The organism is Serratia sp. 1D1416 (assembly GCF_003641105.1).
GTDB lineage: Bacteria > Pseudomonadota > Gammaproteobacteria > Enterobacterales > Enterobacteriaceae > Serratia > Serratia ficaria.
In genome coordinates, this window is the sequence record NZ_CP032738.1 from 1,518,201 (window position 1) to 1,543,987 (window position 25,787).

Below are 25,787 nucleotides of genomic sequence, written 5' to 3' on the forward strand. Positions count from 1 at the left end.
AAGACATCTCAAGCCTGTCTCGCTTAACGTCGCCGTTAGGCGAGGCGTTCACCTGCAAATAAACCGTGTGAGGGTAGGCGATGAATAACGATCTGTACTCCTCAACAATTAAAAAAATGAATGTCAGAATCATACCTTTTATTATGATTCTTTATCTGATCGCCTATATCGATCGCGCGAATATTTCCGTTGCGGCCTTGCAAATGAATGCCGATCTGGCCATGACGGCGGAAATGTACGGCATCGCCGCCGGCATATTTTATATTTCCTATATTTTATTTGAGGTGCCCAGCAACGTTATTTTAACCCGCGTCGGCGCGAAATTGTGGATCGCGCGCATTATGCTGACCTGGGGGGCGATCGCCGCCGGCATGAGCCTGGTGCAAACCCCGTTCCAGCTGTATGTCATGCGTTTTTTACTCGGGGTGGCCGAAGCCGGCTTCACCCCCGGCATCATCTACTATCTCTCCTGCTGGTATCCGCGCAGCGATCGGGCGCGCGCCATGTCGTTGTTTTATATCGGCGCCGCGCTGGCTTCGGTGATCGGGCTGCCGATTTCCGGTTCGATCCTCAATATGCACGGTTTTTTCGGTATCGAAGGCTGGCGCTGGCTGTTTGTGCTGGAGGGCATTCCGGCGATGGTGCTGGGGGTGGTGGTGTATTTCTATCTCGATGACTCGCCGGCGCAGGCGCGCTGGCTCAGCCCGCCGCAGCGAGCGTGGCTGGCCGCCACGCTGGCGGCGGAGTCTGCCCAGGCGCCGATCGGCCATCGCCACGGCTGGAAAACGGCGCTGAAAAACCGGCGCGTATGGTGGTTAAGCGTGCTGTGGCTGCTGCAGGCGTTCGGCACCATCGGCATCACCCTGTTTTTGCCGCTGATCGTCAAGGGCGTGGTGACGGAACAGAGCAATTTCATCGTCAGCCTGTTGTCCGCCGCCCCCTTCCTGTTCGCCTGCATTTTCATGTATCTGAACGGCAGGCACTCCGATATCACCAAAGAGCGCTCCCGGCATCTGGGGCTGCCGCTGATGGGGGCCGGGCTGTTGCTGTTGCTGGCGCTTTACAGCCATAACCTGGTGCTGGCCTACGGGCTGCTGGCGTTGACCGTCGGTCTGAACTGGGCGATCACGCCGGTGTTCTGGGCGGTGACGACCGAAACCGTCGCGGGCGTGGCCGGCGCGGCGTCGATCGCCTTGATCAATGCGGTGGCCAATATTGCCGGGCTGATATTTCCGCCGGTGATGGGGCGAATCAAGGACGTCACTCACAGCTATACCGCCGCGCTGATCCTGGTCGCCGCGGCGCTCATCGTCGGCGGATTGATGGGGCTGCGGCTGGGGCGAAATCCGCGCCCGGCCGCGTCATCGGGCCCGGTCAACGCCGCCGATCATCATCCGTAACCCTGACCCGGCGGGGCTTACCCTACAACAGCGCCCCGCCATGATTAAAATCCGAAACATAACGGAATAACGATAATGGACATGACCTTGACCTCAACACCAAAAAGCAAACGCCGCTACCTGACGTTATTCATGATATTTGTCACGGTAGTGATCTGCTATGTCGATCGCGCCAACCTGGCGGTGGCCTCGGCGCATATTCAGCAAGAGTTCGGCATCAGCAAGGCGCAGATGGGCTATATTTTTTCCGCCTTTGCCTGGACCTACACCCTGTGTCAGATCCCCGGCGGCTGGTTCCTGGATCGCGTCGGCTCCAGGCTGACCTATTTCATCGCCATCATGGGCTGGTCGGTCGCCACGCTGCTGCAGGGGTTCGCCGGCGGGCTGGCGTCGCTGATCGGCCTGCGTGCGGTGACCGGGCTGTTCGAGGCGCCGGCTTTTCCCACCAACAATCGCATCGTCACCAGCTGGTTTCCCGAGCAGGAGCGCGCGTCGGCGGTCGGGTTCTATACTTCGGGGCAGTTTGTCGGGCTGGCGTTTCTCACGCCGTTGCTGATTTGGGTTCAGGAGCTGCTGAGCTGGCACTGGGTATTTATCATCACCGGCGCCGTCGGCATCGTCTGGGCCCTGGTGTGGCGGCGGGTTTACCGGTCGCCGCGCAACAGCAAAGGCGTGAATGCGGCCGAGCTGGCGTATATTCAGGCCGGCGGCGGCATGGTGGACGGCGACGCGGCGGCGGAGAAAAAGCACCGCGTGGCGCTGACCGCCGCCGACTGGAAGCTGGTGTTTCATCGCAAGCTGATCGGGGTTTATCTGGGCCAGTTCGCCATCACTTCGACGCTGTGGTTCTTTCTTACCTGGTTCCCGAACTATCTGACGCAGGAAAAGCATATCGCCGCGCTGACCGCCGGTTTCATGACCACGGTGCCGTTCCTGGCGGCGTTCTTTGGCGTGCTGTTGTCCGGTTTTGTCGCCGATCGGCTGCTGCGCAGCGGCCGATCCATCGGCTTCGCGCGCAAAACGCCGATCGTCTGCGGGTTGCTGCTTTCCACCTGCATCATGGGGGCTAATTACACCGACGATCCGCTGTGGATTATGGCGCTGATGGCGTTGGCGTTCTTCGGTAACGGCTTCGCCTCCATTACCTGGTCGCTGGTTTCATCGCTGGCGCCGACCCGCTTGATTGGCCTTACCGGCGGGGTGTTCAACTTCGTCGGCGGGCTGGGCGGCATCACGGTGCCGCTGGTGGTGGGCTATCTGGCGCAGGATTACGGCTTTGCGCCCTCGTTGATCTACATCGCCGCGGTGGCGCTGATTGGCGCGCTGTCGTATCTGCTGCTGGTCGGCGATGTGAAACGCGTCGGCTGATCCGGTAAGATGGCGGCTCAGTGCCAGCATGCGCAGGGGAGCCGCCATGAGCCATCGGGAAAAACAGCTGACTTTCGACCCACGGGGACATCAGTTAACCAACATCAACGTCTGGACGCCGGACAGCCGGTGGCTGGCCTACGACGTGCGGCCCGCCGGCGTCTCCTTCACCGGCCTGAGCATTGAACGGGTCAACGTCGCCAGCGGCGACGTTGAGGTGGTGTACCGCGCCCAGCACGGCGCTCACGTCGGCGTGGTCACCGTCAGCCCCGATGCGCCGGCCCGCTACGCCTTTATCCACGGCCCTGAACATCCGGACAGCGCCTGGCATTACGATTTTCACCATCGTCGCGGGGTGATCGTCAGCGAACCCGATCGCGAACTGGCCATCACCCTCGATGCGCTGGACATTACCGCGCCTTACACCCCCGGCGCGCTGCGCGGCGGCAGCCATGTGCACGTGTTCAGCCCGGACGGCAGCCGGCTCAGCTTTACCTATAACGATCACGTGATGCATGAGCGCGATCCGGCGCTGGATCTGCGCAACGTCGGCGTAGCCGTGCCGCTGCAGGGCGTGAACCCGCCAAAACAGCATCCGCGTGAATATGACGGCAGCCATTACTGCGTGCTGGTCAGCGAGACTACGCCGCAGCCGCAGCCGGGCAGCGATCAGATCACCCGTGCCTATGAAGAAGGCTGGATTGGCGGCAATGGCTACCTGAAGCCCGACGGCCAGCGGCAGCGCTGGGCGCTGGCGTTTATTGGCGATACGCTGTCCGCCGCCGGCGAGAAGCTGCCGGAGGTGTTTATTGTCGATTTGCCGCACCACGACGCCGACTACGCCAAAGCGGGCGCGCGGCCGATTCAGGGCACCGAGGACGCCTTGCCGGCGCCGCCGCGCGGCGTGAGCCAGCGGCGGTTGACCTTTACCGGCGGGCGGCGTTATCCCGGCGTCGCCACCGCACCGCGCCATTGGCTGCGCAGCTCGCCGGACGGCAGCCGGATAGCCTTCCTGATGAAAGACGACAACGGCGTGGTGCAACTGTGGACGGTGTCGCCGAACGGCGGCGAACCGCATCAGGTGACGCACGGCGAGCATGGCGTGCAGTCGGCGTTCAGCTGGCACCCGCAGGGCGACAGGGTGGCGCTGGTGTGCGATAACAGCGTGATGCTGTGCGACATCGCCGGCGGCCGCATGCGGCGTTTGACGCAGCGCAGCGCCCAGCCGCCGTCGGGCGACGCGGTGGTGTTTTCACCCGACGGTAAAAAAGTGGCGTTTATGCGTGAAGTCGGCGGGTTCAGCCAGATTTTTGTCGCGCAAGCCTAAGCGTTGCGGCGGCCGGCGCAGCGCCCGCCGCGAGAATTAATGAGGGGTGGTATCGGCGCCCTGGCCCGGGTTGCCGGTGGCCGCCAGGTTTTGCTCTTCGCCGCGCAGGATGCGCGCTTTCGGTGAGTCTGCGGTGCCGTCGCTGCCGGAACGCAGGTAGTCGTAAGGCAACAGCACGGTATCCACCACCGCCGAGAACGGCAGGTCCAACGCCACCAGCGGCATCATCGCCCAGCTGGTATTGTCGTCTTTCAGCATGTCTACGCTGGCGCGGGTGCCGGGATAGTAGCCCTGATTCGGGCCGGTATGACTCATCACGCTGGAGCAACCGCTGGTCGCCAACAGCATGCAGCTGGTCGCTATCACTTTTATCGTTGTCATTGATCCATCCTGCAGGGTTGCTGTGCCCCTAAAATTTCCTGATTTATAACATCCCGTCGATGTTTTAAAAGAAGCAAAGTCCCGCTCTGTGGCGGTTCTCTCACTTTAGTGTAAGTGATAAAAAAACATTCGCAGCACAGATTGTCAATTTTTTGCCTGCCGCCGGCTTGAAATGACGAAGCTGACCCCCATTTTGTTAGCAAGGCCGAATTAAGAATTTGCCGTAAGGGAATTCTGGCCAATTAGCCTGTCCGGAGTGGAAGGCTTATTTATGTAAACCTCGCTGAAGTGCCTTAGGAGGCTGTTTTATGCGCAACTTTGATCTTTCCCCGCTATACCGTTCCGCGATCGGTTTTGACCGCCTGTTCAATGCGCTGGAGGCGGGACAAAGCCAGGGTAATGGCGGCTATCCGCCTTATAACGTCGAGCTGGTGGATGAAAACCATTATCGCATCGCCATCGCGGTGGCCGGGTTTGCCGAGCAGGAGCTGGAGATCACCACGCAGGACAATCTGCTGATTGTACGCGGCGCCCATAATCACGAACCGGCAGAAAAAACCTACCTGTATCAAGGTATTGCCGAGAGAAACTTCGAGCGTAAATTCCAGCTGGCCGAGCATATTCACATTAAGGGCGCCAAACTGGAAAACGGCCTGCTGTATATTGATCTGCAGCGTATCGTGCCGGAAACATTAAAACCGCGTCGCATCGAAATTAAATAATTCTTCTTTCACCGGCGCCATGCCGCGTCGGTGAATATGCAATAGCTATCGGCCCGCCGACAGGGGGCTGAATAAACACATCTCGCTTAAATAGAAGGAGTTGTCCCTATGCGTAATTACGATTTATCCCCGCTTCTGCGTCAATGGATTGGTTTTGATAAACTGGCCAGCTCAATGGGGGCCAGGAGCCTCAGGGATTCCCGCCCTACAATATTGAGAAAAGCGACGACAACCATTATCGCATTTCCCTGGCGCTGGCCGGTTTCCGGCAGAGTGAGCTGGATATCGAAGTGGAAGGCCCGCGCCTGAGCGTCAGCGGCAAGCCGACTCCGCCGGAAAAGCAGGTCGAGTACCTGCATCAGGGGCTGGTGTGCAAAGAGTTCCAGCTGACGTTTACCCTGGCGGAACACCTGCAGGTTGCCGAGGCCAAATTCGAAAATGGCCTGCTGCATATCGATCTGGTGCGTCAGGTGCCGGAAGCGTTGCAGCCGCAGCGCATCGCCATCGGCAGCACGCCGGAGCTGGAAGCCAAATAACCGTCTGAAAAACGGCGATAATGATACGGGGGAGGTCCAGCGGGATCTCCCCCGTTGCGTTCTGTGGCGTACCCCACATTCCCCCCGCATCGCGAGTGTCATAATCCCTTTAAAATGTGTGCCTTTGGCCGCGCGCCGGATGTTCAACTTTGGCAAGGATGTGAGCTATGAGCGATATCGCCCTGACCGTCAGCATGTTGGCGCTGGTGGCCGTTCTCGGGCTGTGGATGGGCAATTGGAAAGTGTATGGGGTTGGGCTGGGTATCGGCGGCGTGCTGTTCGGCGGCATTATCGTCGGGCACTTCGCGCAAATGGGGCAGATCGACCTGAACGGCGATATGCTGCATTTTATCCAGGAGTTTGGCCTGATCCTGTTCGTTTATACCATTGGCATTCAGGTCGGCCCGGGTTTCTTCTCGTCCCTGCGGGTATCCGGCCTGCGGCTCAACGGCTTCGCGATTTTGCTGGTGCTGGCCGGCGGCCTGGTGGCGGCGGCGGTGCACAAGCTGTTCGAGGTGCCGCTGCCGATCGTTCTTGGCGTGTTCTCCGGCGCGGTCACCAATACCCCGGCGCTTGGCGCGGGCCAGCAAATCCTCACCGATCTCGGCTCGGACCCGTCATTGGTCGACGGTATGGGGATGGGTTACGCCATGGCTTACCCGTTCGGCATCTGCGGCATCCTGCTGGTGATGTGGCTGATTCGCCTGTTTTTCCGCATCAATATCGAGCGCGAGGCGCAGGCGTTTGACAGCGGCCCGGGGAGCCGGCGCGAGCTGCTGCACGCCATGAACGTGGCGGTGCGCAATCCTAACCTGCAGGGCATGGCGATCAAGAACGTGCCGCTGCTCAACGGCGAGGACATCATCTGTTCCCGGCTGAAGCGCGGCGAGCTGCTGATGGTGCCGGCGCCGCTTGAGCGGCTGGAGCTCGGCGATTACCTGCATCTGGTGGGCAAACGCGAGAGTCTGGAAAACGCCCGGTTGGTGATCGGCGAAGAGGTGGACGCTTCGCTGTCGACGCGCGGCACCGCGCTGCAGGTGGTGAGGGCGGTGGTGACCAACGAAAGGGTGCTGGGCAGCAAAATCCGCGATCTGAACCTGAAACAAAAATATGACGTGGTGATCTCGCGCCTCAATCGCTCGGGGGTCGAGCTGGTGGCGGGCAGCAACGTCACGCTGCAGTTTGGCGATATCCTCAATCTGGTCGGCCGGCCGGAGGCCATCGACGCGGTGGCGGCGATCGTCGGCAACGCGAAGCAGAAGCTGCAGCAGGTGCAGATGCTGCCGGTGTTCATCGGCATCGGCCTGGGGGTGCTGCTGGGCTCCATTCCGCTGTTCGTGCCCGGTTTCCCGGCGGCGCTGCGCCTGGGCCTGGCCGGCGGGCCGCTGGTGGCGGCGCTGATCCTCGGGCGCATCGGCAGCATCGGCAAGCTGTACTGGTTTATGCCGCCGAGCGCCAACCTGGCGCTGCGCGAACTGGGCATCGTGCTGTTTCTGGCGGTGGTCGGGTTGAAATCGGGCGGTAATTTCGTCGATACCCTGCTGCATGGCGAAGGGCTGGCGTGGATCGGCTATGGCGCGCTGATTACCGCGATCCCGCTGCTTTGCGTCGGCATTCTGGCGCGCACGCTGGGCAAGATGAACTACCTGACGCTCTCCGGCATGCTGGCGGGTTCGATGACCGATCCGCCGGCGTTGGCCTTCGCCAACGGTTTGCACCCCAGCTGCGGCGCCGCTGCGCTGTCCTACGCCACGGTTTATCCGCTGGCGATGTTCCTGCGCATCATGTCGCCGCAGTTGCTGGCGGTGCTGTTCTGGGCGATATGACCGAAGGGCGCGGCGATGCGCCCTTATCCGACGTCAGCCCGCTTCCTGATGCGCGCGCTCGATCTCTTCCGCCAGGACCGCCACCCCGCGTTCGATTTTCTCCGGATCCGGCACATAGTTCATGCGCATGCACTGGTGGGTGTGCGGCCACTCATGCTCCAGCCCCGGGAAGAAGTAGTGCCCCGGCACCATCAGCACGCCGCGCTGCTTCAGGCGCTGATACAGCAGCTCGGTGGTGATCGGCAGATCCTTGAACCACAGCCAGAGGAAAATTGCCCCTTCCGGCTTGTGGATCAGGCAGCGCTCCGGCGAAAGGTAGCGACGGATGATCTCGATGGTGTGCTCGACGCGCTGCTGGTAGAACGGACGGATCACCTCGTTCGACAGGCGCAGCAGATCGCCGCGCTCGATCATTTCGGCCGCCAGCGCCGGCCCCATGCTGCCAGGCGACAGGCTGATGATGCCGTTCATGTTGGTCAGCGCGCTGATGACCTTCTCGTCGGCGATCACGATGCCGCAGCGCGAGCCGGGCAGGCCGAGCTTCGACAGGCTCATGCACAGAATGATGTTCGGGTTCCACAGCGGCGTGGCGTCGCTGAAGATGATGCCGGGGAAGGGCACGCCGTAGGCGTTGTCGATCACCAGCGGAATGCCGCGCTGCTGCGCCAGCAGATCGAGCTTCATCAGCTCTTCGTCGGTAATCACGTTGCCGGTCGGGTTGGTCGGGCGCGACACGCAGATCATGCCGATATCGTCGCCGATATTCAGGTGCTCGAAGTCAACGTGGTATTTGAACTGGCCTTCCGGCAGCAGCTCGATGTTCGGCTTGGCCGAAACGAACAGCCCTTCGTCCAGCCCGGCGTCGGCATAGCCGATGTATTCCGGCGCCAGCGGGAACAGCACGCGGCGGCGCGAACCGTCGGCGTAGCGGCCGGCGAACAGGTTGAACAAGTAGAAAAACGCGCTCTGGCTGCCGTTTGTCAGTGCAATATTCTGTGGAGAGATCTGCCAGCCGAGTTCGTCGCGCAGCAGATTGGCCAAGGCTTTCAGCAGCGCATCCTTGCCCTGCGGGCCGTCGTAGTTGCACAGCGCCTCGGTCAGTTTGCCTTGGTCGAGCAGGTCCTGGCACAGCTGTTTGAAGTAGCTCTCCATCTCGGGGATCTGCGCGGGATTGCCGCCGCCAAGCATGATGGCGCCGGGGGTGCGCAGGCCTTCGTTCAGGTCGTCCATCAAGCGGGTGATGCCCGCGTAACGGGTAAATTTGTCGCCGAAAAGTGAAAAAGTCATAGGTGCAGCAGTATTGTTTTTAGCAGGTAATCGCCCACCATACCGCCAGATAAATCAGGGTGCAATGCGGTTCATAAAACGGCCTTTGGGCATAAACTTCGCCCACAGGCTCATCTCCAGCATATTACGCTGAATTATTATGACCGATCGCCAACCCACACCACCATCACCTTATCCTCGCCGAGCCGGCGGCTGAAGGCGTAGTAGCCGGCGTTTGGCAGCGGCTGCTGCACGCCGGCGCCGATCGCCGGATGGCGGGCGCGGAACTGCCCAAGCCGCTGCCAGTGGGCCAGCAGCGGCGCCTTGTCGCCCTGAAGTTCGCGCCAGTTCATATCGGAACGGGTGCCCTGCAGCGGATCGGAACCGGCCGGGCCCAGCGAGCGGCCGCTTTCATCGCCGTAGTAAATCTGCACCGCGCCCGGCGCCAGCAGCAGCAGATCCGCCGCCCGCCGCTGCAGCGCCAGCGAACCTTTGGCGTCGTCGGCGAAGAACAGCCGGGTGTCGTGCGAGGAGAGATAGCTCAGCACGTTGAACTGCTGCAGCCTGTCGGCCATCTGGCGGTAGGTGGCGTCGATGTCGGCGAAGCAGCCCAGCGCCTGTGACGCCTGGTCCTGAAAATCGAAGTTGATCATCGCGTCGAAGCCGTTCTGGTAATAGTCGCTTTTCATCACGCCGTGCCCCAGGCTTCGCCGGTCATCCAAAACGGCGCATCGTCCAGCGCCTGCTGCGGATTATCGGCTTTCCACGCCGCCAACGCCGCCGTGGCGCGCTGTTTCAGCAGCGCCAGCGTCGGTTTTTCCACATGTTTGGCGGTATCGACGCGAAAACCGTCGATGCCGTAATCGCGCACCCACTGGCTGAGCCAGGTGGTCAGGTAGTCGCGGGTGGCGGCGCCGGGAATGTCCCGTGCGGCGGTGTCGGGTTTGTGGCGATAGAACGGCGGCAGGCCGCTGGCGCCGGGCGCCTCGGTTTTGATGTCCGGCAGAAAGGCCAGCGACAGGGTCAGATCGTCGTAGCCCGGTGAGTCGTAGTCGCCGATATCGGTGCGGATCCAGTTTTTCCCCCACCATGTGCTCCAACCGGCCCGGTCGCTGAAGTTGATGACATCGTTAAAGCTGTGCCAGTTTTGGCCGGGGCCTGGCCGCCAGTCGTTCCAGCGTTTGCCCAGGTTTTTTTCGAGCGCCTCGCCCTTCAGGTACAGCGAACCGAACTGAAACTGCTGCATGTCCGCCAGCGTGGCGTAACCGACGTGATTCACCACCACGTCAAACAGGATGCGGATGCCGCGCCGGTGCGCCTGTTCGACCAGCGTGCGCAGATCCTGTTCGCTGCCCATATTGGCGTCGAGCCGGGTCCAGTCCAGCGCGTAGTAGCCGTGGTAGGCGTAGTGCGGGAAATCGCCTTTGGTGCCGCCGCCGATCCAGCCGTGGATTTGCTCCAGCGGCGAACTGATCCACAGGGCGTTGACGCCGAGCCGCTGCAGGTAATCCAGCTTCTGCGTCAGGCCGGCCAGATCGCCGCCGTGGAAGGTGCCGATCTCCTGCAGGCCGTCGCTGCGGCGGCCGTAGCTGTGATCGTTGGCCGGATTGCCGTTCTCGAAACGATCGGTGAGAACGAAATACACCGTGGCGTTGTGCCAGCTGAAGGCCGCCGGCTCGCTCGCCCCGGTGGATTCCAGCAGCAGCAGCCCGCCGCTGCCCTCGGCCGGCTGCAGGGTGACCTTGCCCCGGCGCACCTGCGCCGTCTGGCCGGAATAGAAGTCGCGCAGCGTTTCGCCTTCGGCGAAGGTGGCGGAGACGTCGAGCGTCACCGGCGCGTCGTCCCAGCGCGGGCAGCGGCGGGTAACGGCGGCCGTGGCGGCCTGCGGCGCGCTCTTCAGGCCGAGCCGCAGCGTCGGCGTGCCGCTGCGGGTATCGATCCGCACCTGGTAGTCGCCGCCGCGGAACAGCCGCCAGTTGACCGGCGGGTTGGCGCCGCAAGGCTGCAGCGACAGGGTTTGGTTCAGCTTCACCGCCGCCGCCGGTTGCCAGCACTGTTGGTCCTGATGCAGCCGCAGCGGCAGCTGCCCTTTGGCCAGCGTGGCCTGGCTGATAAACAGGCCGGGGGCGGTTTCGTCGAAGGGCGGCAAGCCCTGCAGCGTCCAGCCGGCCATCGCTGCCGGCGACAGCAGCATTAACAGGGGTAGGGTCAGGCGTTTCATGGCTCTCCTTACGCGGGGCAGGAAGCGTTTTTATCCCAGGGGAGTCGCCAGTGTGCCGAAAGGAGAGAAAACGGCCTCATCCCGGCGTGAATTTTTAGAGGATGAGGAGGAGGGGGGAGCGTTTTCGGACAGATTCCGCTTGGTTTTATCCGCATCCTGGGTCAGATTGAATTCGTTCAACCGAATCAAGGAGGCGAATGATGACGGATAAAGGATGGCGGGAAGAAATAGTGCAGGCGATTCAGGAGGCGGAGCTGCGGGACTTCGCCGAAGAGCATCAGCTGCAGGCGTTGTTTCATCCGGCGCCGGAAGAAAACCACGGCCGGCTATCCGCAGATAACCGGCCGCGATAGGTTATTTCTGCAACAGCTGCGGGTTGACGCAGTTTTCTTTCACCGTGCCGGTCAGCGCGGCGATCAGATTATCCACCGCGCAGGCGGCCATGCCGTAGCGCGTTTCATGGGTGGCGGAGCCGATATGCGGCAGAGCCACCACGTTCGGCAGCGTCAGCAGCGCCGAAGACGCCGGCAGCGGCTCTTTCTCGAACACATCCAGCCCGGCGGCGTGAATGGTGCCGTTTTTCAGGGCTTCGATCAGCGCTTGCTCATCCACCACCGGGCCGCGGCCGGCGTTGATCAATATGCCGCTCTTTTTCATCTTCGCCAGTTGGTCACGGCCGATCAGGTGGAAGGTCTCGTCGGTCAACGGCAGCGTAATGCAGATGAAGTCGGACTCGGCCAGCAGGGTATCCAGATCGCAACGACGGGCGTTGAAACGCTGCTCGGCTTCCGCGTGGGTGCGGCGGGCGTTGTACAGCACCGGCATGCCGAAACCGAAGTGCGCGCGCTGCGCCAGCGCCAGGCCGATGCGGCCCATGCCCAGGATGCCGATGGTTTTATGGTGCACGTCGACGCCAAACCAATCCGGGCCGATGCTGCCCTGCCATTCGCCGGCTTTCACCCGCTCGGCCACTTCCACTACGCGGCGCGCGGTGGCCAGCACCAGGCTCATGATGGTGTCGGCCACGGTCTCGGTCAGCACGGTTGGCGTGTGCATCAGCAGCACGTTGCGGGCGTTAAGCGCCGCGACGTCGAAGTTGTCGTAGCCGACGGAAATGGTGGAGGCGGCGCGCAGCTTGGGCGCCTGCTGCAGGAAGGCTTCGTCGATTTTACCGCCGGAGCCGATGATGCCCTCGGCCTGCTGCAGCGTCTGGCGCAGCGCGTCGCGGTTTTGCGGGTTCAGCCCGTCGAAGGCGTGCACGGTGAAGTGCTGTTCCAGCCGCTCGCGCAGGTCGGCGGGAAGGCTTTTGTACAATACGATAGAAGGCTTCATCACGAACATCCATTGGGTCACGTTTAACATAGGTATAAATAAAGTATAACCAGATCAAGCCAGTTGCGGCTGAACCTCGTTACGGGCGGGCTTGACCACCAGCGTCAGCACCACCGCCGCCACCAGCGCGATGGCCATAAACATATAGGATGCCGCCGGGCTGCCGGTGGCGCCGTTCAGGTAACCGACGAACCAGGAGCCGAAGAACGAGCCCAGCGCGCCCATGCTGTTGATGAGCGCCATCGCGCCGCCGGCGACGTTTTTCGGCAGCATTTCCGGGATGATGGCGAAGAATGGGCCGTACGGGGCGTACATCGCCGCGCCGGCGACCACCAGCAGGCCGTAGGAGATCCAGAAGTGGTTGGCGCCGACGGCGTAAGAACCGAAGAACGCCAGCGCGCCGATCAGCAGCAGCGGCCAAACGAACAGCTTGCGGTTTTGCATTTTATCGGAGGCCCAGGACACCAGCACCATGGCGATGGTCGCCGCCAGATAAGGCACCGCCGACAGCCAGCCGGCTTCCACCATGCCCATCTGCATGCCGCTGCGCAGGATGGACGGCAGCCACAGCACGAAGCCGTACACGCCGATGCTCCAGGCGAAATACTGCGCGCACAGCAGGATCACGTTGCGCGAGCGGAAGGCTTCGCCGTAGTTGCGTACCGCTTTGATACCCTTCTGTTCTTCATCCAGTTGACGCTGCAGCGCCAGTTTTTCTTCTTCGTTCAACCATTTGGCCTGCGCCGGCTTGTCTTTCGCCAGTACCCACCAGCAGAAGGCCCAGATCACCGCCGGAATGCCTTCGATGATAAACATTTCACGCCAGCCGAAGGCGTGGATCAGGTAGCCGGACACCACCGACATCCACAGCACCGTCACCGGGTTGCCGAGGATCAGGAAGGTGTTGGCGCGCGAGCGTTCCGACTTGGTGAACCAGTTGCTGATGTAAATCAGCATCGCCGGCATCACCGCGGCTTCCACCACGCCGAGAATGAAACGGATGGCGGCCAGCATCGGGATATTGCTCACTACGCCGGTCAGCGAGGCGCAGCCGCCCCACAGGATCAGACACCAGAAGATCAGTTTTTTTACGCTGCGACGCTCGGCGTAGATGGCGCCGGGGATCTGGAAGAAGAAATAGCCGAGGAAAAACAGCGCCCCCAGCAGCGAGGACATGCCCTTGGTAATGCCCAAATCGTCGTTGATGCCGGCAGCCGAGGCAAAGCTGAAGTTGGCGCGATCGAGATAGGCCAGGCTGTAGGTGATAAACACGATGGGCATGATGTACCACCAGCGTTTGGCGGCGATAGTCGCTTTGTTCATGTTCGGGTTCCTCAGTGGTGTTGCATACCCTTCGCCTTTCGCGCCGCAACGTGAAAATCGTTGGGTATAGATGCTCTCCCGGCGGTCTAGTTGTAGGGCTAGAGGCGCGGCCGTGTTGGAGATTGGGTTTAATTGTTTGTATTTATTTTATTTATTCAGCCAATGCCGCGCGGGTCGGCAGCCCTTCGCTGTCGCCGATGGCCTGGATCGCCAGCGAGCCGATTTTGTTGCCGCGTTGCACCGCCTGTTTCAGCGTTTTGCCTTCCAGCAGGGCGCTGAGGGTCCCGACGGCGAAACCGTCTCCCGCACCAACGGTATCCACCACGTTGCTGACTTTGATTGCCGCCACCGCCGCACTGTCGCCGCCGGCGGTTTTAAACCAGGCGCCATCCGGGCCGGTTTTGATGATCACCGCCTGCACGCCGCGCTCCAGATAGAAATCGGCGATGCCTTCCGGCGTCGATTGCCCGGTGAGGATCTGCCCCTCTTTCAGCCCCGGCAGCACCCAGTCGGCGGCGAACGCCAGCTTGTTCAGCTGTTCGATCATCACCTGCTGGCTGGACCACAGCACCGGCCGCAGATTGGGGTCGAAGGAAATGGTTTTGCCCATGGCGCGCATTTCGCGAGCGGCATGGTTGCACAGCTCCAGCGACTGGCCGGACAGCGCCGCCGCCACGCCGCTCAGGTGCAGATGGCGCGCGGAACCGAAGTAATCGCGGTTAAAATCGGCGGTCGACAGATGGCTGGCCGCGGAGCCTTTGCGGAAGTACTCCACATTGGGATCGGTACCATCGATGTTTTTGGATTTGACCTGGAAACCGGTCGGGTAATGGCCATCCACCGTCACCTGCTGATAGTCGATACCTTCTTTTTTCAGCTGTTGCAGGGTAAAGCGGCCAAACGAGTCGTTGCCGACCCGGCTGACCCAGCCGACGTTCAACCCCAGGCGCGCCAGGCCGATCGCCACGTTCAGCTCGGCGCCGGCGATGCGTTTGGTGAAGCTCTCCACGGCCGCCAGGTCGCCGGTTTGCGCCGCCACGAACATCGCCATGGCTTCACCGAGCGTAACTACGTCCAATTGCGCGTCGCGCGCGGTTGTCAGCGTTGTCATCATGTTTACTCCGCGCGCAGAAGGTTAACGTAGTGGCGGGTGACGGCTTCCAGCGAGTCGCCCTGCAGCGGGAATTCGATACCGCGCGGCGCATCCTGCGGCAGACGGGCCAGCAGGGTACGCCAGCTGCCGTCGGTGTCGTCCAGCGCGATGGCGCGCCAGCCGCGCGGGCCTTGGGTGGCGGCTTTGACGTGCACATAGCTGACGTGGCGCGCCAGGCGGTCGGCGGCGGCGAAGGCGTCTTGCCCCACCCAGTGCCAGTTGGCCATGTCGAAGGTCATGCTGACCGGCAGATGGTTATCTTCCGCCGCGTGGAAGAAGGCGTTCAGCAGCGACAGAATGCCGCAGTCCGGGGTCTGGTCGTTTTCCACCACCAGTTTGACCGGATGTTGCTCCAGCGCCACCTTCAGCTCGGTGAAATCAAAGCCCGGCTGGTAGTGGCCCAGCGAGAGCTTCAGCTGGCGCGCGTTGAGCGCCTGGGCCTCCGCCAGCAGCGCCGGCAGGTTGGGATTCAGCGCGTGTTCTGGGGTGAACAGCGCCTCAGGCGCGGAATAGACCGCGAACAGCCGTTGGCGCTCAATCTCCAGCGCCAGCGCCGGCAGGCTGTCCAGCTCTTGAGGGGCGAACAGTTCGCGGCGGATCTCCACGCCGTCGGCGCCCGCACCGGCGATGATCGGCAACAGTGCGGCCTGGCCGCCGTGCTGTTGAACGGTATCGGTGCCGTATGCGCCGGTCACCACGATAATTTCTTTTTTCATTTTGGCTCCTGAGGTGGCGTTGTTCCCACCAATGCTGTTACCAGCACGTTAAATGGAACCGGTTCCAAGCGAAAGCGACAGAATGTAAAAATATGATCGCAATCACGAAGCTGCGCAAAAAACAGTCGCGAAAGAGGCGAGGGGAGCGTAAAGCGGGGTGCGCTGCGCGCCCCGTAGAGCGGATTAGCGGGTGGTGGAGCCGCGCACGATCAGTTCGCCGGAGAACATCCGTTCGCCGATCGGCGCATCGAGCCCCTGAATGCGCTGCACCAGCTGTTCCAGCGCCGCATGGCCCATTCGGTAGGTCGGCTGTTTCAGCGTGGTGATGCCGACGCCCGCCAGCTCGGCCCATTCCAGCTCGTCGAAGCCCAACAGGCCGATATCGCTGCCCCATTGAATGCCCAGCCGGCGCATGGCGCGCGCCACCTGCAGCGTCAGCGCGCCGTTGGCCGAGATCACCGCCTTGCGCATGCCGCGATGGCCGTCGTTGAAGTGCTTCAGCACCTGTTCCAGCTGTTGCTGGTCATTCAGCGGGGTTTCCGCCCGCTCTGCCAGCAGATCGGCATGCTGCGCCATGGTTTGATTGAAGGCGTGCAGCCGCTCCAGCCGGGTGTTGACCGTGCCGATCGGTTCGCTGAGGAACAGAATGGCTTCAAAACCCTGTTGCAGCAGGTGTTCGGTGGCGGTGGTCGCCGCTTCGTGGTTGTTCAGGCCCACCACGTCGCAGTCGAAATCGGGGATTTTGCGGTCGATCAACACCATTGGCAGCATCGACTGTTGCAGCGTCGACAGCGCTTCTTCACGCATGCCGACCGCGTTGACCACGATGCCCTCCACCCGGTAGCTGCTGAGCAACTGCAGGTAGTGCTGTTCCTGATTGACCTCGTTGTTGGTGTTGCACACCAGCAGGGTAAAGCCGTGTTGGCGGCAGGCGGCTTCGATGCCGCGCATGACGTCGACCGAATAGGGGTTGGTGATGTCGGCGAGGATCAGACCGATCAGGCGCGTTTGGCCGCCCTTCAGGCTGCGGGCCATCTGGCTTGGCCGGTAATCGAGCTGTTGGATCGCCTGCTCGATGCGCCGTTTGAGATCGTCAGAAAGCAGATGCTGCTCACCATTCAGATAGCGCGACACGCTGGTTTTGCCGGTTTTGGCGGTTTTTGCCACATCGCTGATGGTGGCGCGCCCCGAAGCGCGCATTGCCTTCACACTGCTCACAGCCGATCTCCCCTGCGGTTAATTGCCAAGGAGACTATCACACCCGATGCGCAGCCGGGAATGTTGAATGGCGGGGAAGAGGGAAACGGCGGGGCGGAGCGCCCCGCGCGGGATTACTGCAGCGGGCTGAGGGTGATCTCGACGCGGCGGTTCTGCGCCTTGCCTTCCGCCGTGCTGTTGGAGGCGATCGGATTGTCCGGGCCGGCGCCGGTGGTGCGAATGCGGTTCGCCGCCACGCCCTGGGTGATCAGCGCGCTGGCGACGCCGTCGGCGCGTTGCTGCGACAGATTCATGTTGAGCGAACGGGAACCGGTGCTGTCGGTATAGCCGACAACGTTAACCGCCGTTTTCGGGTATTCCTTCAGCACCATGGCGACGCCGGTCAGGGTGTTGGCGCCTGCCGGTTTCAGGGTGGCGCTGCTGCTGTCGAAGGTCACGTTGTTCGGCATATTCAGCACGATGTTGTCACCCTGGCGAGTGACGCTGACGCCGGTGCCTTTCATCTTGTCGCGCAGCTTGGCTTCCTGCACGTCCATGTAATAGCCCGCGCCGCCGCCCAGCGCCGCACCGGCGGCCGCGCCGATCAGCGCGCCTTTGCCGCGGTCTTTTTTGGATGAGGACAGCACGCCTACGCCGGCGCCCAGCGCCGCGCCGAGGCCGGCGCCGATGCCGGATTTACCGGCTTCTGATTCGCCGGTGTACGGGTTGGTGGTACAGGCCGACAGCGTGAGCGCCATGCTCACCGCGCCGGCAATAATCGCAATGCGTTTTTTCATGTTTTTTTCCTTAATGGCATCAGAATCTGTGTGCGTCAATCCAGGCGGGGACGCTAAAAATCGGTAGCGCAACGGAAACGCCCGCCGCGCCGCGCTACTATGACGCGTTTTAACCCCGGCAGTTCCGGAGAAAAACGTGACAAATTATAAGCGCATAGCAGCAGGAACCCGTTATGCGGCAAAACGCGGGGCAATGCCATGCAGTGGATTCTGAATTGCGCGCATCCGCGAGCCGGATGCGCCATTTTTAACCGTAAGGCGCGCCGTTTTCGGCCGATGACCAGTTCATGATCAGCGTATAGGCCCGGGTTTCCTCGTTGAACAGCCGCTGCGTCGGCCGGAAACCCCGCTTGTGGTAGAAGGCGCAGGCGCGCAGGTTCTGCTGGTACACCTCCAGGCTCAGCCGGCGGTAGCGCCGTTGCACCTGCGTCATCAGCGCCGCAGCGACGCCGCGCCCATGAAACCGGCGATCGACGAACAGCGCGCCGATAAACTGCTCATCCAGCACGCTGATGAAGCCGACGATCTCGCCATCCTGACAATAAGCCCAGCTTTGCGCCCGCGGCAGGTAGTTTTCCCGCACCAGCGCGGCGCTTTGCCGCCAGTAATCCTCGGCCACGAACGGGTGCGCGGCGATGGTGCTGGGCAGCCACAGCGCCATCAGCCGTTCCAGATCGGCCGGGCCGCAGGGGCGGATCAGTGCGGCTTTGGGTAGCAGATGCAGCCTGTCAGATGATCGTTCACCAGGCCGCTGGCCTGCATGAAGGCGTAGCAGATGGTGGAACCGATAAATTTGAAGCCGCGCTTTTTCAGCGCCTTGGACATGGCGTCCGACAGCTCGGTCTTGGCCGGCACCTGATTCAGCGCCTGCCAGCCATTGAGCTGCGGCTGGCCGCCGACGAATTGCCAGATGAAGGTGACGAAATCCTCGCCGGCCGCCTCCATCGCCAGATAGGCTCGGGCGTTGGTGATGATGGCTTCTATTTTGCCGCGGTGGCGGATGATGCCGCTGTCCTGCAGCAGCCTTTCCACGTCCTGTTCGTTCATGGCGGCCACCCGTTGCGGGTCGAAATCGTGGAAGGCGCGGCGATAGTTTTCGCGTTTTTTCAGCACGGTGATCCAGGATAAGCCGGCCTGCTGCCCTTCGAGACACAGCATTTCAAACAGCTCGCGCGCATCGGTGGTCGGCGCCCCCCATTCCTTGTCGTGATACGCGAGATACAACGGATCTGCCGTCACCCAACCGCAACGTTCATCTGCCATAATGATTATCCCTGTGCTGTGTTTATTTACAGTAATCATCGCCCGAAGCGGCGCACTTGGCAAGCCTCTGATTGTTTTATCATCACCCGGCTTGACGTGGCGAAAAAGCCGGCAATATTTACTAGATGGCCGACGTGAAAACAGGCCAATGATAAAAACGCGATTTCCTTCATTTGCTGGCTCTCAGGAGTCGATTCATGCCTCTAAAAATAACTCGCATGCCCCGCCCGGCGGCGCTTGCAGTGGCAATATTCTGCTATATGACGACCCCGGCTCAGGCTTACGATCGGATTTACGTATTTGGCGATAGCCTGAGCGACACCGGCAACAACGGCCGGTTTACCTATGACGGCAACCGGCACCTGCTGTACGACGAGGCGTTGGCGCAGCGCATTGGCGCCGCGCTGCTGGCGTCGGACAACGGCGGCGACAACTATGCCGCAGGCGGCGGCGTGGCGGTGCCTGCGCTGAACCCGGCCGACAACACTCAGGATCAGCTGCAGAGCTATCTCAAGCGGGTCGATGGCCGGGCCGACGGCGACGGTCTGTATGTTCACTGGATCGGCGGCAACGATCTGGCGGCGGCGGCGTTAAACCCGACAACCGCGCCCGGCGTCGCTTATAACAGCGCGGCGGCGGCGGCGGCGCAGGTCCATTCCCTGCTGAATGCCGGCGCCGGCACGGTGATCGTGCCCACGGTGCCGAATATCGGCTCCACGCCGCAGCTGATGGAGTTGATTATCCAGCAGGCGCTGCCGCCGGTGCAGGGCGCCGCGATCCAGGCGGCTTACGCCACCCTCAATTCGCTGACCACTCCGGACAACGCTTCACGCACCCGGGCGATCCATGACGCGCTGGCCGCCGCCGCGAAGCAGGGCAGCGCCGTTCCGCAGGTGCAGCAGGCGATCGCCGCCCAGCTGATCGCCGCCTACGACGGCCTGAGCGCCCAGGCCGCCCAGCTGACCGATTTCTATAACCAGAGCGAGGACCGCCTGCTGGCGCAGGGCGGCGGCAATATCGTGCGGGTTGACGTCAATAAACTGTTCGGCGAGGCGATCGCCAATCCGGCGCAGTTCGGCTTCGCCAACACCGCGGGGATGGCCTGCCCGGCCGGCGTTTCCTCGGCGGTATGCCGTTCCGCCATGCCGGGCTTCGACGCTGCCCAGTCCTACCTGTTCTCCGACCATTTTCACCCCAGCCCGCAGGCGCACTTGCTGATCGCCGATTATATTCAGGCGGTACTGGACGGCCCGGCACAGGTGGTGGCGCTGAACCAGGCGACGGCGGCGTTGGCGCGCGACAGCCGCGCCACGCTCGACAGCCGTTTCCAGCAGCTGCGCAACGGCGATAATCCGCAGGGATCGCTGGGCGTATTCGGCGGCTATGCCGGCCAGCATTATGACTACTCCGCCAACCTGGCGGCGGGCGACGGCAATGCCACCACCCATAATTTGACGGTGGGGGTGGATTATCAGCTGACCGACGGTTGGCTGATCGGCGCGCTGATTTCCGGTTCCAACGACGATCAGCAACCCTCCAGCCGTTATGACTATAAGGCGCGGGGCTTGCTGTTTTCGGCGTTTACTTCGCTGGCGATCTTTGAGCAGGGGTGGGTGAACGCCGATCTGCATTATGCGGCGATGGACTATGACGATATCCGCCGCAGCGTGCAGCTTGGGCCGCTGACCCGCACCGAGACCGGCAGCACGGACGGCAAGCAGTGGGGCGCGCGCGTCACTGCCGGTTATGATTTCCCGATCGCCGACTTCCTGACCACCGGGCCGATGGCGCAGTTCGCCTGGGACTACAGCCGCGTTGCCGGCTACGGCGAAGACGGCAATGACAGCACCGCCATGCGTTTCAACGATCAGACCTATCATTCGCAGATTGGCGCGTTGGGATGGCGGCTGGACACCCGCTTCGGCATGTTTAATCCCTATGCCGAAGTCAGCTATCAGCATCAGTTCGGCGATGAGGTCTACCGCGCCGGCGGCGGTTTGAAATCGACCCAAACTTCCTTCACCCGCGACAGCGCCAGCCAGGACAAGAACTGGGTAGACGTTACCCTGGGGGCCAATATGCCGCTGACCGATCAGGTGGCGGCATTCGCCACGGTATCGCAAACCGGCGGTCTGAGCAGCGGCGAACAGTTTATGTATAACGTCGGCGTCAGCGCGCGTTTCTGAGGCCGGCGGCCGCCTGCAGTCGGGCGATGTGTGGGGGCGTCGGGGGGCGGTTCAGGGCGAAGGTACGGCTAAAACTGTACTTTAGTACAACTATCATTGGGGGAGGAAAGTCATTATTGTTATTGCATAACAACAAGGTAGTAGTAGGTACAAAAAAAAACTGATCCGGTTAAGGATCAGGTAGCCACTTGGCCAACACCAGGGAAAATTTTACTTATTATTGTATAACCAAATATTCACTGTCAATTTCTTTCTCCAGTGGCGCCGCAGTCACTGGCGCGTAGCCCGTTGTCGGCTGCCCGCCAACACCTCTCTTTTTTAAATTCGCGCCTTATATTGTTTGTTTAATGATGCGCAATTGTGATTGTTTTGTTCATGATGTGTTAATTTAATGTCGCCAATGCGCGCCGCACCAGCCGTTCTTGTATTATGATCCTGGCCGATAAATGAAAGATTCCCGTTATTCATCCTGAACGCGCGCCGTTAATTATTGATGTTTTATATTTTAATATTCCTCAATAATATAAGGTTATTGGGATTTTAATAGGGTTATGCTCGAGAATAACTCTATGTTATACTTCGACGGCTATTTGTGTTTTGGTTTTTATTTTAAAGAGGGTTGATGCGTGTCTAATTTATTTTTCAATGATGAAAACATTAATGCCTCGATAAAAAAACATCTGGAAGCAACGCTAAGCGAATACAAAAACATCAAGTACGCTTATGCGATAATGAATAAAAGAAATCCGGCGAATTTTTCTATCATATCAAACAGAACGGAATGGTTTGAGTTTTATATTAAAAACAACTATCAATTTATCGATCCGGTGCTGATTACGGCCTCGCACAGGATAACTCCGTTCACCTGGGATAAAGATCTGAAGATCGGTTCGGGGCTCAAGTTGCCGAAAATATTTGATATGGGCAAGAATTACAATGTGATAAATGGATATACCTTCGTGCTGCACGATCACAACCATAATCTGGTGGTGCTTTCCATTATGCTGGATAAACATTGCGATGATGATATAGAAGAACAGCTCGAAAAGAACAAAGACAAAATTCAGATGTTATTGATTACCACGCATGAAGAGCTGACGGCGAATTATCAGAACGTGAATACCCCCGCAGATTTTGAAAGAATGAACCAGCGGGAGTTTTTTTCAAAACGAGAGAACGAGATTATTTACTGGGCAAGCGTGGGGAAATCCTACCAGGAAATCGCGCTTATCCTGGGGATAAAACTTACCACAGTAAAATATCACATTGGCAATGCGGTCAAAAAGCTGGGCGTCACCAATGCCAAACATGCCATCAGGCTGGGGGTTGAGCTACAGCTGATCCGCCCGCTTCCCGCCGACGGGGAATGATAACGGCCATGAGCCCGCAGCGTTGTCCGGCAGCGGGGTTTGCTGGGCGATGCGTGCGATCAGCCGCTGCTGGTTGTCGTCATCTACCGGCATATAGACCAGATAAATATTTTGATTTTTCTCGGAGCACCCGGTTTCCACCACCGAGATCTGCCAGCCTGAACGTTGGAAAATAACCAGCATAGGGTGGCTGATGATGGCGTAAATGCCTTGATAACCAAAGTTTCTGGCATAGTTGATCATGGACAGGAAAAGTATCGAACTGATCGGCTGCCGGCGGAGCTCCAGCGCACGTACGCGTTCTTTATCAATAAACAACCGGCTGGCTTCAACATAATTCCCTTCGGGCAGGCTGATATTATTAAAGTATTCGTTGAACTCCCCGCAGGTGATCATATTGGGGTTCTTGGTTTCGATAAAACGCAAGCTGCAAATGACCTGGTCTTTATAGGTGCCGAAAACATAGGTGGTGTGACGATCGTCGTAGGCGTCAAACTCCATGTTGTTTTCACAATTTACGATCCAGTCGAGACGATCTTTAAACGTTTTCTTTCTAAGAGAGAATAACTCTCTCGACCTATTATCAGACAGCAGATTATAGCCTACGTCAAAGATCTCTATCATTTTAACTACTTTCCCTAATTGAATTTAATTTTTTAATCGCCAGGCAACCACAATTATTTATCCTAACAGAGTCACTATGGCAAGTAAATTTTAGCCGGCGGCGGTATGGCCATGATAAACGCATCATATAACACTGAGTTATAGTTTTTTTCATTCTATTTACTTGCGTGGAGGTTTTTCAACACCGGCGCGGTTATTATTCCCTGCCGGGTGCGTGCCGGGCCCGGCAGGGAATAATTAGCCGTACGGACGGCGTTTCAGAACGGCGCTTGCTGCAGCTTGTTGCTTCCCGGATTGGCCGGCGGCGCCGCCATTTTCCGTTCCGGCTGCAGCAGGGTCATGCACAGCATGCTGCAGAACGAGACGACCGCGGTGGCGAAGAACATCGCGCCGTAGCCATGATGTTGCGCCAGCCAGCCGCTCAGCATCGGGGCGGTAATGGAGGCGATGTTCGCGATCGCCAGCGTCATGCCGCTGTACGCCCCCACCGAGGCTTTGGGCGTGACGTCGATCACCACCGACCAGTAGACGTTATTCACCAACGCATTCAGCGCATTGCCCAGGGTCATCAGCAGAATGATTTCGGTCGGCGAACGCATGAACGGGATCAGCAGGAAGCAGGTGGCGGTCAGCAGCAGCGTCAGCGCGGCAAACAGATTGCGCGCCAGCCGCAGGTTGCCGAAGCGCCGCAGCAGGGCGTCGGCAATGCGCCCCCCCAGCAACACGGTGAAGCAGGCGCCGCTCCAGGGGATCATCGCCACGTACCACAGCGAACGCAGGTCGTAGTTAAAGGTATCCTGCAGGTATTTGGGCCCCCAGGTGACCAGCACAAAGGTCACGTACAGGAAGGAGAAGTAGCCCAGGGCGTTGAACACCAGCGTGCGGTTGGTGAAGAACGCCCACCACGGCAGGCGCGCTTGCGCGGTGTCGGTTTCCTGATCGGCGCCAATCGCCGCCAGTTCGACGGCGTTGACCTGCGGGTGCTGCTGCGGCGCGTCGGTGAAGTAGCGGGCGAACAGCAGGATGGCGAGCAGCGAGAACAGCCCCAGCAGGATAAACATGCTGCGCCAGTCGTCGGTCAGCAGCAGCAGGCCGACCGCCAGCGGCGCGGTCAGCAGCGAACCGACCTGGGTGCTGAGCAGGCCAATCCCCAGCGCGAAGCCCCGCTCCTTGCGCGGCGCCCAGTGGGCGATGGTCTTGTTCATCAGCGCATAGGCCGGCCCCTCGGCGAAGCCGAACATGATGCGCAGCGCGGCGAAGCCCATGATCGCCGAGCCGCCGAACAGCGCCACCCCGAGCTCACCGGCCCAGGCGGTGGCGATCTCCAGCAGCGACCACAGGGCGCCGGCCAGCAGCCAGACTTTTTTGGTGCCGATGCGGTCGGCCAGGAAACCGCCGCACAGCGAACCGAACAGATAGCCGAAGCCGAAATAGCCCAATACGGCGCCCAGCTGCGCCTTGTTGAAGTTGAACTCGCGAGAGATATCGTTGGCGGCGAAAGACAGCGCGCCGCGGTCGACGTAATTGATCAGCGCAATAAAGAACACCATGGCGAAAATGCGGTAACGATAACGGCTGTCGGTCAGGGCGTGGGTCATCAGCGAACCTCCTGGCATGTTGGATATCAGGAAGCAGCAAGATCGGTGCCAGCGGCGTTTTTGCGCCGGCGGCGGCGAGCGGCGGCCGCCCGGCGGAAAATGGGCACTCTGCGGGCGCAGTTGCCTCATTAGGGTGCATGAAAATTCAACGCTTCTCGACCGATTCGCACTTGTTGCCGGATTCAGGCTGTATATCTTACGGTCAACGGGTATACTGGCGCATTCCATCTAAATCCACTTGTATCGCGTGCGAATTCAACATGCAAAAGTTTGATACCAAGACCTTTCAGGGCCTGATCCTGACACTGCAGGACTATTGGGCGCGCCAGGGCTGCACCATCGTTCAACCATTGGACATGGAAGTCGGCGCGGGCACCTCACACCCGATGACCTGCCTGCGCGCACTGGGCCCGGAGCCGATGGCTACCGCCTACGTGCAGCCATCCCGTCGCCCGACCGACGGCCGCTACGGTGAAAACCCGAACCGTCTGCAACACTACTACCAGTTCCAGGTGGTGATTAAGCCATCGCCGGACAACATTCAGGAACTGTACCTGGGCTCGCTGAAAGAGCTGGGTCTGGATCCGACCATTCACGACATCCGCTTCGTTGAAGACAACTGGGAAAACCCGACGCTCGGCGCCTGGGGCCTGGGTTGGGAAGTGTGGCTGAACGGCATGGAAGTGACGCAGTTCACCTACTTCCAGCAGGTCGGCGGCCTGGAGTGCAAGCCGGTGACCGGCGAGATCACCTACGGTCTGGAGCGCCTGGCGATGTACATCCAGGGCGTGGACAGCGTTTACGATCTGGTGTGGAGCGATGGCCCGCTGGGCGTCACCACCTACGGCGACGTGTTCCATCAGAACGAAGTGGAGCAGTCCACCTACAACTTCGAATACGCCGACGTGGATTTCCTGTTCTCCTGCTTCGAGCAGTACGAGAAAGAGGCCCAGTCGCTGCTGGCGCTGGAAAAACCGCTGCCGCTGCCGGCCTACGAACGCATTCTGAAGGCGGGACACACCTTCAACCTGCTGGATGCGCGCAAGGCGATCTCGGTGACCGAGCGCCAGCGCTATATTCTGCGCATCCGCACGCTGACCAAAGCCGTTGCCGAGGCCTACTACGCTTCCCGCGAAGCGCTGGGCTTCCCGATGTGCAAAAAGAACGAGAACTAAGAGGCA

Annotated in this window: 21 protein-coding genes and 2 pseudogenes; 10 read left to right on the top strand and 13 right to left on the bottom strand. The window is 60.5% G+C overall.

Translation table 11 applies throughout. From position 1 onward, the window contains the following. Positions 1–80: 80 nt before the first annotated feature. From D7I37_RS07265 to D7I37_RS07275, 3 genes are all read left to right on the top strand, one after another. Positions 81–1,400 (top strand): MFS transporter, encoded by a 1,320-nt coding sequence (locus D7I37_RS07265; protein ID WP_129543497.1) that lies wholly within the window; start codon positions 81–83, stop codon positions 1,398–1,400. A 75-nt stretch (positions 1,401–1,475) separates the two neighbouring features. Beyond that, positions 1,476–2,768 carry an MFS transporter gene (locus tag D7I37_RS07270; RefSeq protein ID WP_061797835.1) on the top strand — a complete coding sequence of 431 codons (1,293 nt, stop codon included), beginning with the start codon at positions 1,476–1,478 and terminating at the stop codon, positions 2,766–2,768. A 46-nt stretch (positions 2,769–2,814) separates the two neighbouring features. Then, positions 2,815–4,095 (top strand): DUF3748 domain-containing protein, encoded by a 1,281-nt coding sequence (locus tag D7I37_RS07275; RefSeq protein WP_129543498.1) that lies wholly within the window; start codon positions 2,815–2,817, stop codon positions 4,093–4,095. Positions 4,096–4,131: 36 nt separating this feature from the next. Here D7I37_RS07275 and D7I37_RS07280 read toward each other — a convergent pair whose 3' ends face one another. Continuing rightward, positions 4,132–4,476, bottom strand: a complete 345-nt coding sequence (locus D7I37_RS07280) for a YceK/YidQ family lipoprotein (protein ID WP_061797837.1) — start codon at positions 4,474–4,476, stop codon at positions 4,132–4,134. Between the two features lie 308 nt (positions 4,477–4,784). Between D7I37_RS07280 and ibpA the strand changes: the two genes are divergently transcribed. The 3 genes and pseudogenes from ibpA (at position 4,785) to D7I37_RS07295 (ending at position 7,560) form a co-directional block, all read left to right on the top strand. Next, positions 4,785–5,198, top strand: a complete 414-nt coding sequence (gene ibpA / locus D7I37_RS07285; RefSeq protein ID WP_061797838.1) for a small heat shock chaperone IbpA — start codon at positions 4,785–4,787, stop codon at positions 5,196–5,198. A 108-nt stretch (positions 5,199–5,306) separates the two neighbouring features. Continuing rightward, positions 5,307–5,734: pseudogene (gene ibpB / locus D7I37_RS07290) on the top strand (small heat shock chaperone IbpB). A 167-nt stretch (positions 5,735–5,901) separates the two neighbouring features. Then, the gene (locus D7I37_RS07295) at positions 5,902–7,560 is read left to right on the top strand and encodes a putative transporter (RefSeq protein ID WP_095094887.1); all 1,659 of its coding nucleotides are present in this window, start codon (positions 5,902–5,904) and stop codon (positions 7,558–7,560) included. A gap of 33 nt (positions 7,561–7,593) precedes the next feature. Here D7I37_RS07295 and D7I37_RS07300 read toward each other — a convergent pair whose 3' ends face one another. After that, positions 7,594–8,847 carry a valine--pyruvate transaminase gene (locus D7I37_RS07300; RefSeq protein WP_061797842.1) on the bottom strand — a complete coding sequence of 418 codons (1,254 nt, stop codon included), beginning with the start codon at positions 8,845–8,847 and terminating at the stop codon, positions 7,594–7,596. A 137-nt stretch (positions 8,848–8,984) separates the two neighbouring features. After that, positions 8,985–11,047, bottom strand: a pseudogene (locus D7I37_RS07305) (alpha-amylase). Between the two features lie 197 nt (positions 11,048–11,244). Between D7I37_RS07305 and D7I37_RS26985 the strand changes: the two are divergent. Then, a complete protein-coding gene (locus D7I37_RS26985) occupies positions 11,245–11,400 on the top strand; it encodes a hypothetical protein (protein WP_157079238.1) in 156 nt (51 codons plus the stop codon). A 1-nt stretch (position 11,401) separates the two neighbouring features. On the opposite strand, the gene ghrB is transcribed toward D7I37_RS26985, so the two are convergent. The 8 genes from ghrB to D7I37_RS07345 form a co-directional block, all read right to left on the bottom strand. Further along, positions 11,402–12,379 (bottom strand): glyoxylate/hydroxypyruvate reductase GhrB, encoded by a 978-nt coding sequence (gene ghrB / locus D7I37_RS07310; RefSeq protein ID WP_129543499.1) that lies wholly within the window; start codon positions 12,377–12,379, stop codon positions 11,402–11,404. 54 nt (positions 12,380–12,433) lie between these two features. Next, positions 12,434–13,702: an MFS transporter gene (locus D7I37_RS07315; protein WP_061797844.1), complete on the bottom strand. Its 1,269-nt coding sequence runs from the start codon at positions 13,700–13,702 to the stop codon at positions 12,434–12,436. Between the two features lie 151 nt (positions 13,703–13,853). Continuing rightward, positions 13,854–14,813, bottom strand: coding sequence for a sugar kinase (locus D7I37_RS07320; protein ID WP_061797961.1), 960 nt, complete (start codon positions 14,811–14,813; stop codon positions 13,854–13,856). A gap of 5 nt (positions 14,814–14,818) precedes the next feature. After that, entirely contained in the window at positions 14,819–15,571 is a 753-nt protein-coding gene (locus D7I37_RS07325; protein WP_061797846.1) for a sugar phosphate isomerase/epimerase, read from the bottom strand. 183 nt (positions 15,572–15,754) lie between these two features. Next, positions 15,755–16,771, bottom strand: a complete 1,017-nt coding sequence (locus tag D7I37_RS07330) for a LacI family DNA-binding transcriptional regulator (RefSeq protein ID WP_061797847.1) — start codon at positions 16,769–16,771, stop codon at positions 15,755–15,757. Between the two features lie 131 nt (positions 16,772–16,902). Beyond that, entirely contained in the window at positions 16,903–17,565 is a 663-nt protein-coding gene (locus D7I37_RS07335; RefSeq protein WP_061797848.1) for an OmpA family lipoprotein, read from the bottom strand. A gap of 247 nt (positions 17,566–17,812) precedes the next feature. Next, positions 17,813–18,265: an N-acetyltransferase gene (locus D7I37_RS07340; RefSeq protein ID WP_061797962.1), complete on the bottom strand. Its 453-nt coding sequence runs from the start codon at positions 18,263–18,265 to the stop codon at positions 17,813–17,815. Next, the gene (locus tag D7I37_RS07345; protein ID WP_061797849.1) at positions 18,262–18,828 is read right to left on the bottom strand and encodes a DNA-3-methyladenine glycosylase I; all 567 of its coding nucleotides are present in this window, start codon (positions 18,826–18,828) and stop codon (positions 18,262–18,264) included. Before D7I37_RS07345 ends, D7I37_RS07340 begins: the two co-directional genes overlap by 4 nt. A gap of 197 nt (positions 18,829–19,025) precedes the next feature. Between D7I37_RS07345 and D7I37_RS07350 the strand changes: the two genes are divergently transcribed. Then, positions 19,026–21,014, top strand: coding sequence for an autotransporter outer membrane beta-barrel domain-containing protein (locus tag D7I37_RS07350; RefSeq protein ID WP_061797850.1), 1,989 nt, complete (start codon positions 19,026–19,028; stop codon positions 21,012–21,014). A 626-nt stretch (positions 21,015–21,640) separates the two neighbouring features. Beyond that, positions 21,641–22,384 carry a LuxR family transcriptional regulator gene (locus D7I37_RS07355; RefSeq protein WP_061797852.1) on the top strand — a complete coding sequence of 248 codons (744 nt, stop codon included), beginning with the start codon at positions 21,641–21,643 and terminating at the stop codon, positions 22,382–22,384. Here the strand turns inward: D7I37_RS07355 and D7I37_RS07360 are convergent. Together D7I37_RS07360 and D7I37_RS07365 are read right to left on the bottom strand one after the other, a co-directional pair. After that, positions 22,346–23,008: an acyl-homoserine-lactone synthase gene (locus D7I37_RS07360; protein ID WP_061797853.1), complete on the bottom strand. Its 663-nt coding sequence runs from the start codon at positions 23,006–23,008 to the stop codon at positions 22,346–22,348. The two genes, D7I37_RS07355 and D7I37_RS07360, sit on opposite strands and share 39 nt — an antisense overlap. A 257-nt stretch (positions 23,009–23,265) precedes the next feature. Beyond that, complete coding sequence (locus D7I37_RS07365) at positions 23,266–24,606, bottom strand: MFS transporter (RefSeq protein ID WP_061797963.1); 1,341 nt, start codon at positions 24,604–24,606, stop codon at positions 23,266–23,268. A 260-nt stretch (positions 24,607–24,866) separates the two neighbouring features. On the opposite strand from D7I37_RS07365, the gene glyQ reads away from it, so the two are divergent. Beyond that, positions 24,867–25,781, top strand: coding sequence for a glycine--tRNA ligase subunit alpha (gene glyQ, locus D7I37_RS07370; protein ID WP_044554320.1), 915 nt, complete (start codon positions 24,867–24,869; stop codon positions 25,779–25,781). Positions 25,782–25,787 lie beyond the last annotated feature (6 nt).

Bases quoted from the DNA above. Each gene is read 5' to 3' on its own strand.
- D7I37_RS07265 (WP_129543497.1), top strand. From the start codon at position 81: ATGAATAACGATCTGTACTCCTCAACAATTAAAAAAATGAATGTCAGA.
- D7I37_RS07270 (WP_061797835.1), top strand. From the start codon at position 1,476: ATGGACATGACCTTGACCTCAACACCAAAAAGCAAACGCCGCTACCTG.
- D7I37_RS07275 (WP_129543498.1), top strand. From the start codon at position 2,815: ATGAGCCATCGGGAAAAACAGCTGACTTTCGACCCACGGGGACATCAG.
- D7I37_RS07280 (WP_061797837.1), bottom strand. From the start codon at position 4,476: ATGACAACGATAAAAGTGATAGCGACCAGCTGCATGCTGTTGGCGACC.
- ibpA (WP_061797838.1), top strand. From the start codon at position 4,785: ATGCGCAACTTTGATCTTTCCCCGCTATACCGTTCCGCGATCGGTTTT.
- D7I37_RS07295 (WP_095094887.1), top strand. From the start codon at position 5,902: ATGAGCGATATCGCCCTGACCGTCAGCATGTTGGCGCTGGTGGCCGTT.
- D7I37_RS07300 (WP_061797842.1), bottom strand. From the start codon at position 8,847: ATGACTTTTTCACTTTTCGGCGACAAATTTACCCGTTACGCGGGCATC.
- D7I37_RS26985 (WP_157079238.1), top strand. From the start codon at position 11,245: ATGATGACGGATAAAGGATGGCGGGAAGAAATAGTGCAGGCGATTCAG.
- ghrB (WP_129543499.1), bottom strand. From the start codon at position 12,379: ATGAAGCCTTCTATCGTATTGTACAAAAGCCTTCCCGCCGACCTGCGC.
- D7I37_RS07315 (WP_061797844.1), bottom strand. From the start codon at position 13,702: ATGAACAAAGCGACTATCGCCGCCAAACGCTGGTGGTACATCATGCCC.
- D7I37_RS07320 (WP_061797961.1), bottom strand. From the start codon at position 14,813: ATGACAACGCTGACAACCGCGCGCGACGCGCAATTGGACGTAGTTACG.
- D7I37_RS07325 (WP_061797846.1), bottom strand. From the start codon at position 15,571: ATGAAAAAAGAAATTATCGTGGTGACCGGCGCATACGGCACCGATACC.
- D7I37_RS07330 (WP_061797847.1), bottom strand. From the start codon at position 16,771: ATGCGCGCTTCGGGGCGCGCCACCATCAGCGATGTGGCAAAAACCGCC.
- D7I37_RS07335 (WP_061797848.1), bottom strand. From the start codon at position 17,565: ATGAAAAAACGCATTGCGATTATTGCCGGCGCGGTGAGCATGGCGCTC.
- D7I37_RS07345 (WP_061797849.1), bottom strand. From the start codon at position 18,828: ATGGCAGATGAACGTTGCGGTTGGGTGACGGCAGATCCGTTGTATCTC.
- D7I37_RS07350 (WP_061797850.1), top strand. From the start codon at position 19,026: ATGCCTCTAAAAATAACTCGCATGCCCCGCCCGGCGGCGCTTGCAGTG.
- D7I37_RS07360 (WP_061797853.1), bottom strand. From the start codon at position 23,008: ATGATAGAGATCTTTGACGTAGGCTATAATCTGCTGTCTGATAATAGG.
- D7I37_RS07365 (WP_061797963.1), bottom strand. From the start codon at position 24,606: ATGACCCACGCCCTGACCGACAGCCGTTATCGTTACCGCATTTTCGCC.
- glyQ (WP_044554320.1), top strand. From the start codon at position 24,867: ATGCAAAAGTTTGATACCAAGACCTTTCAGGGCCTGATCCTGACACTG.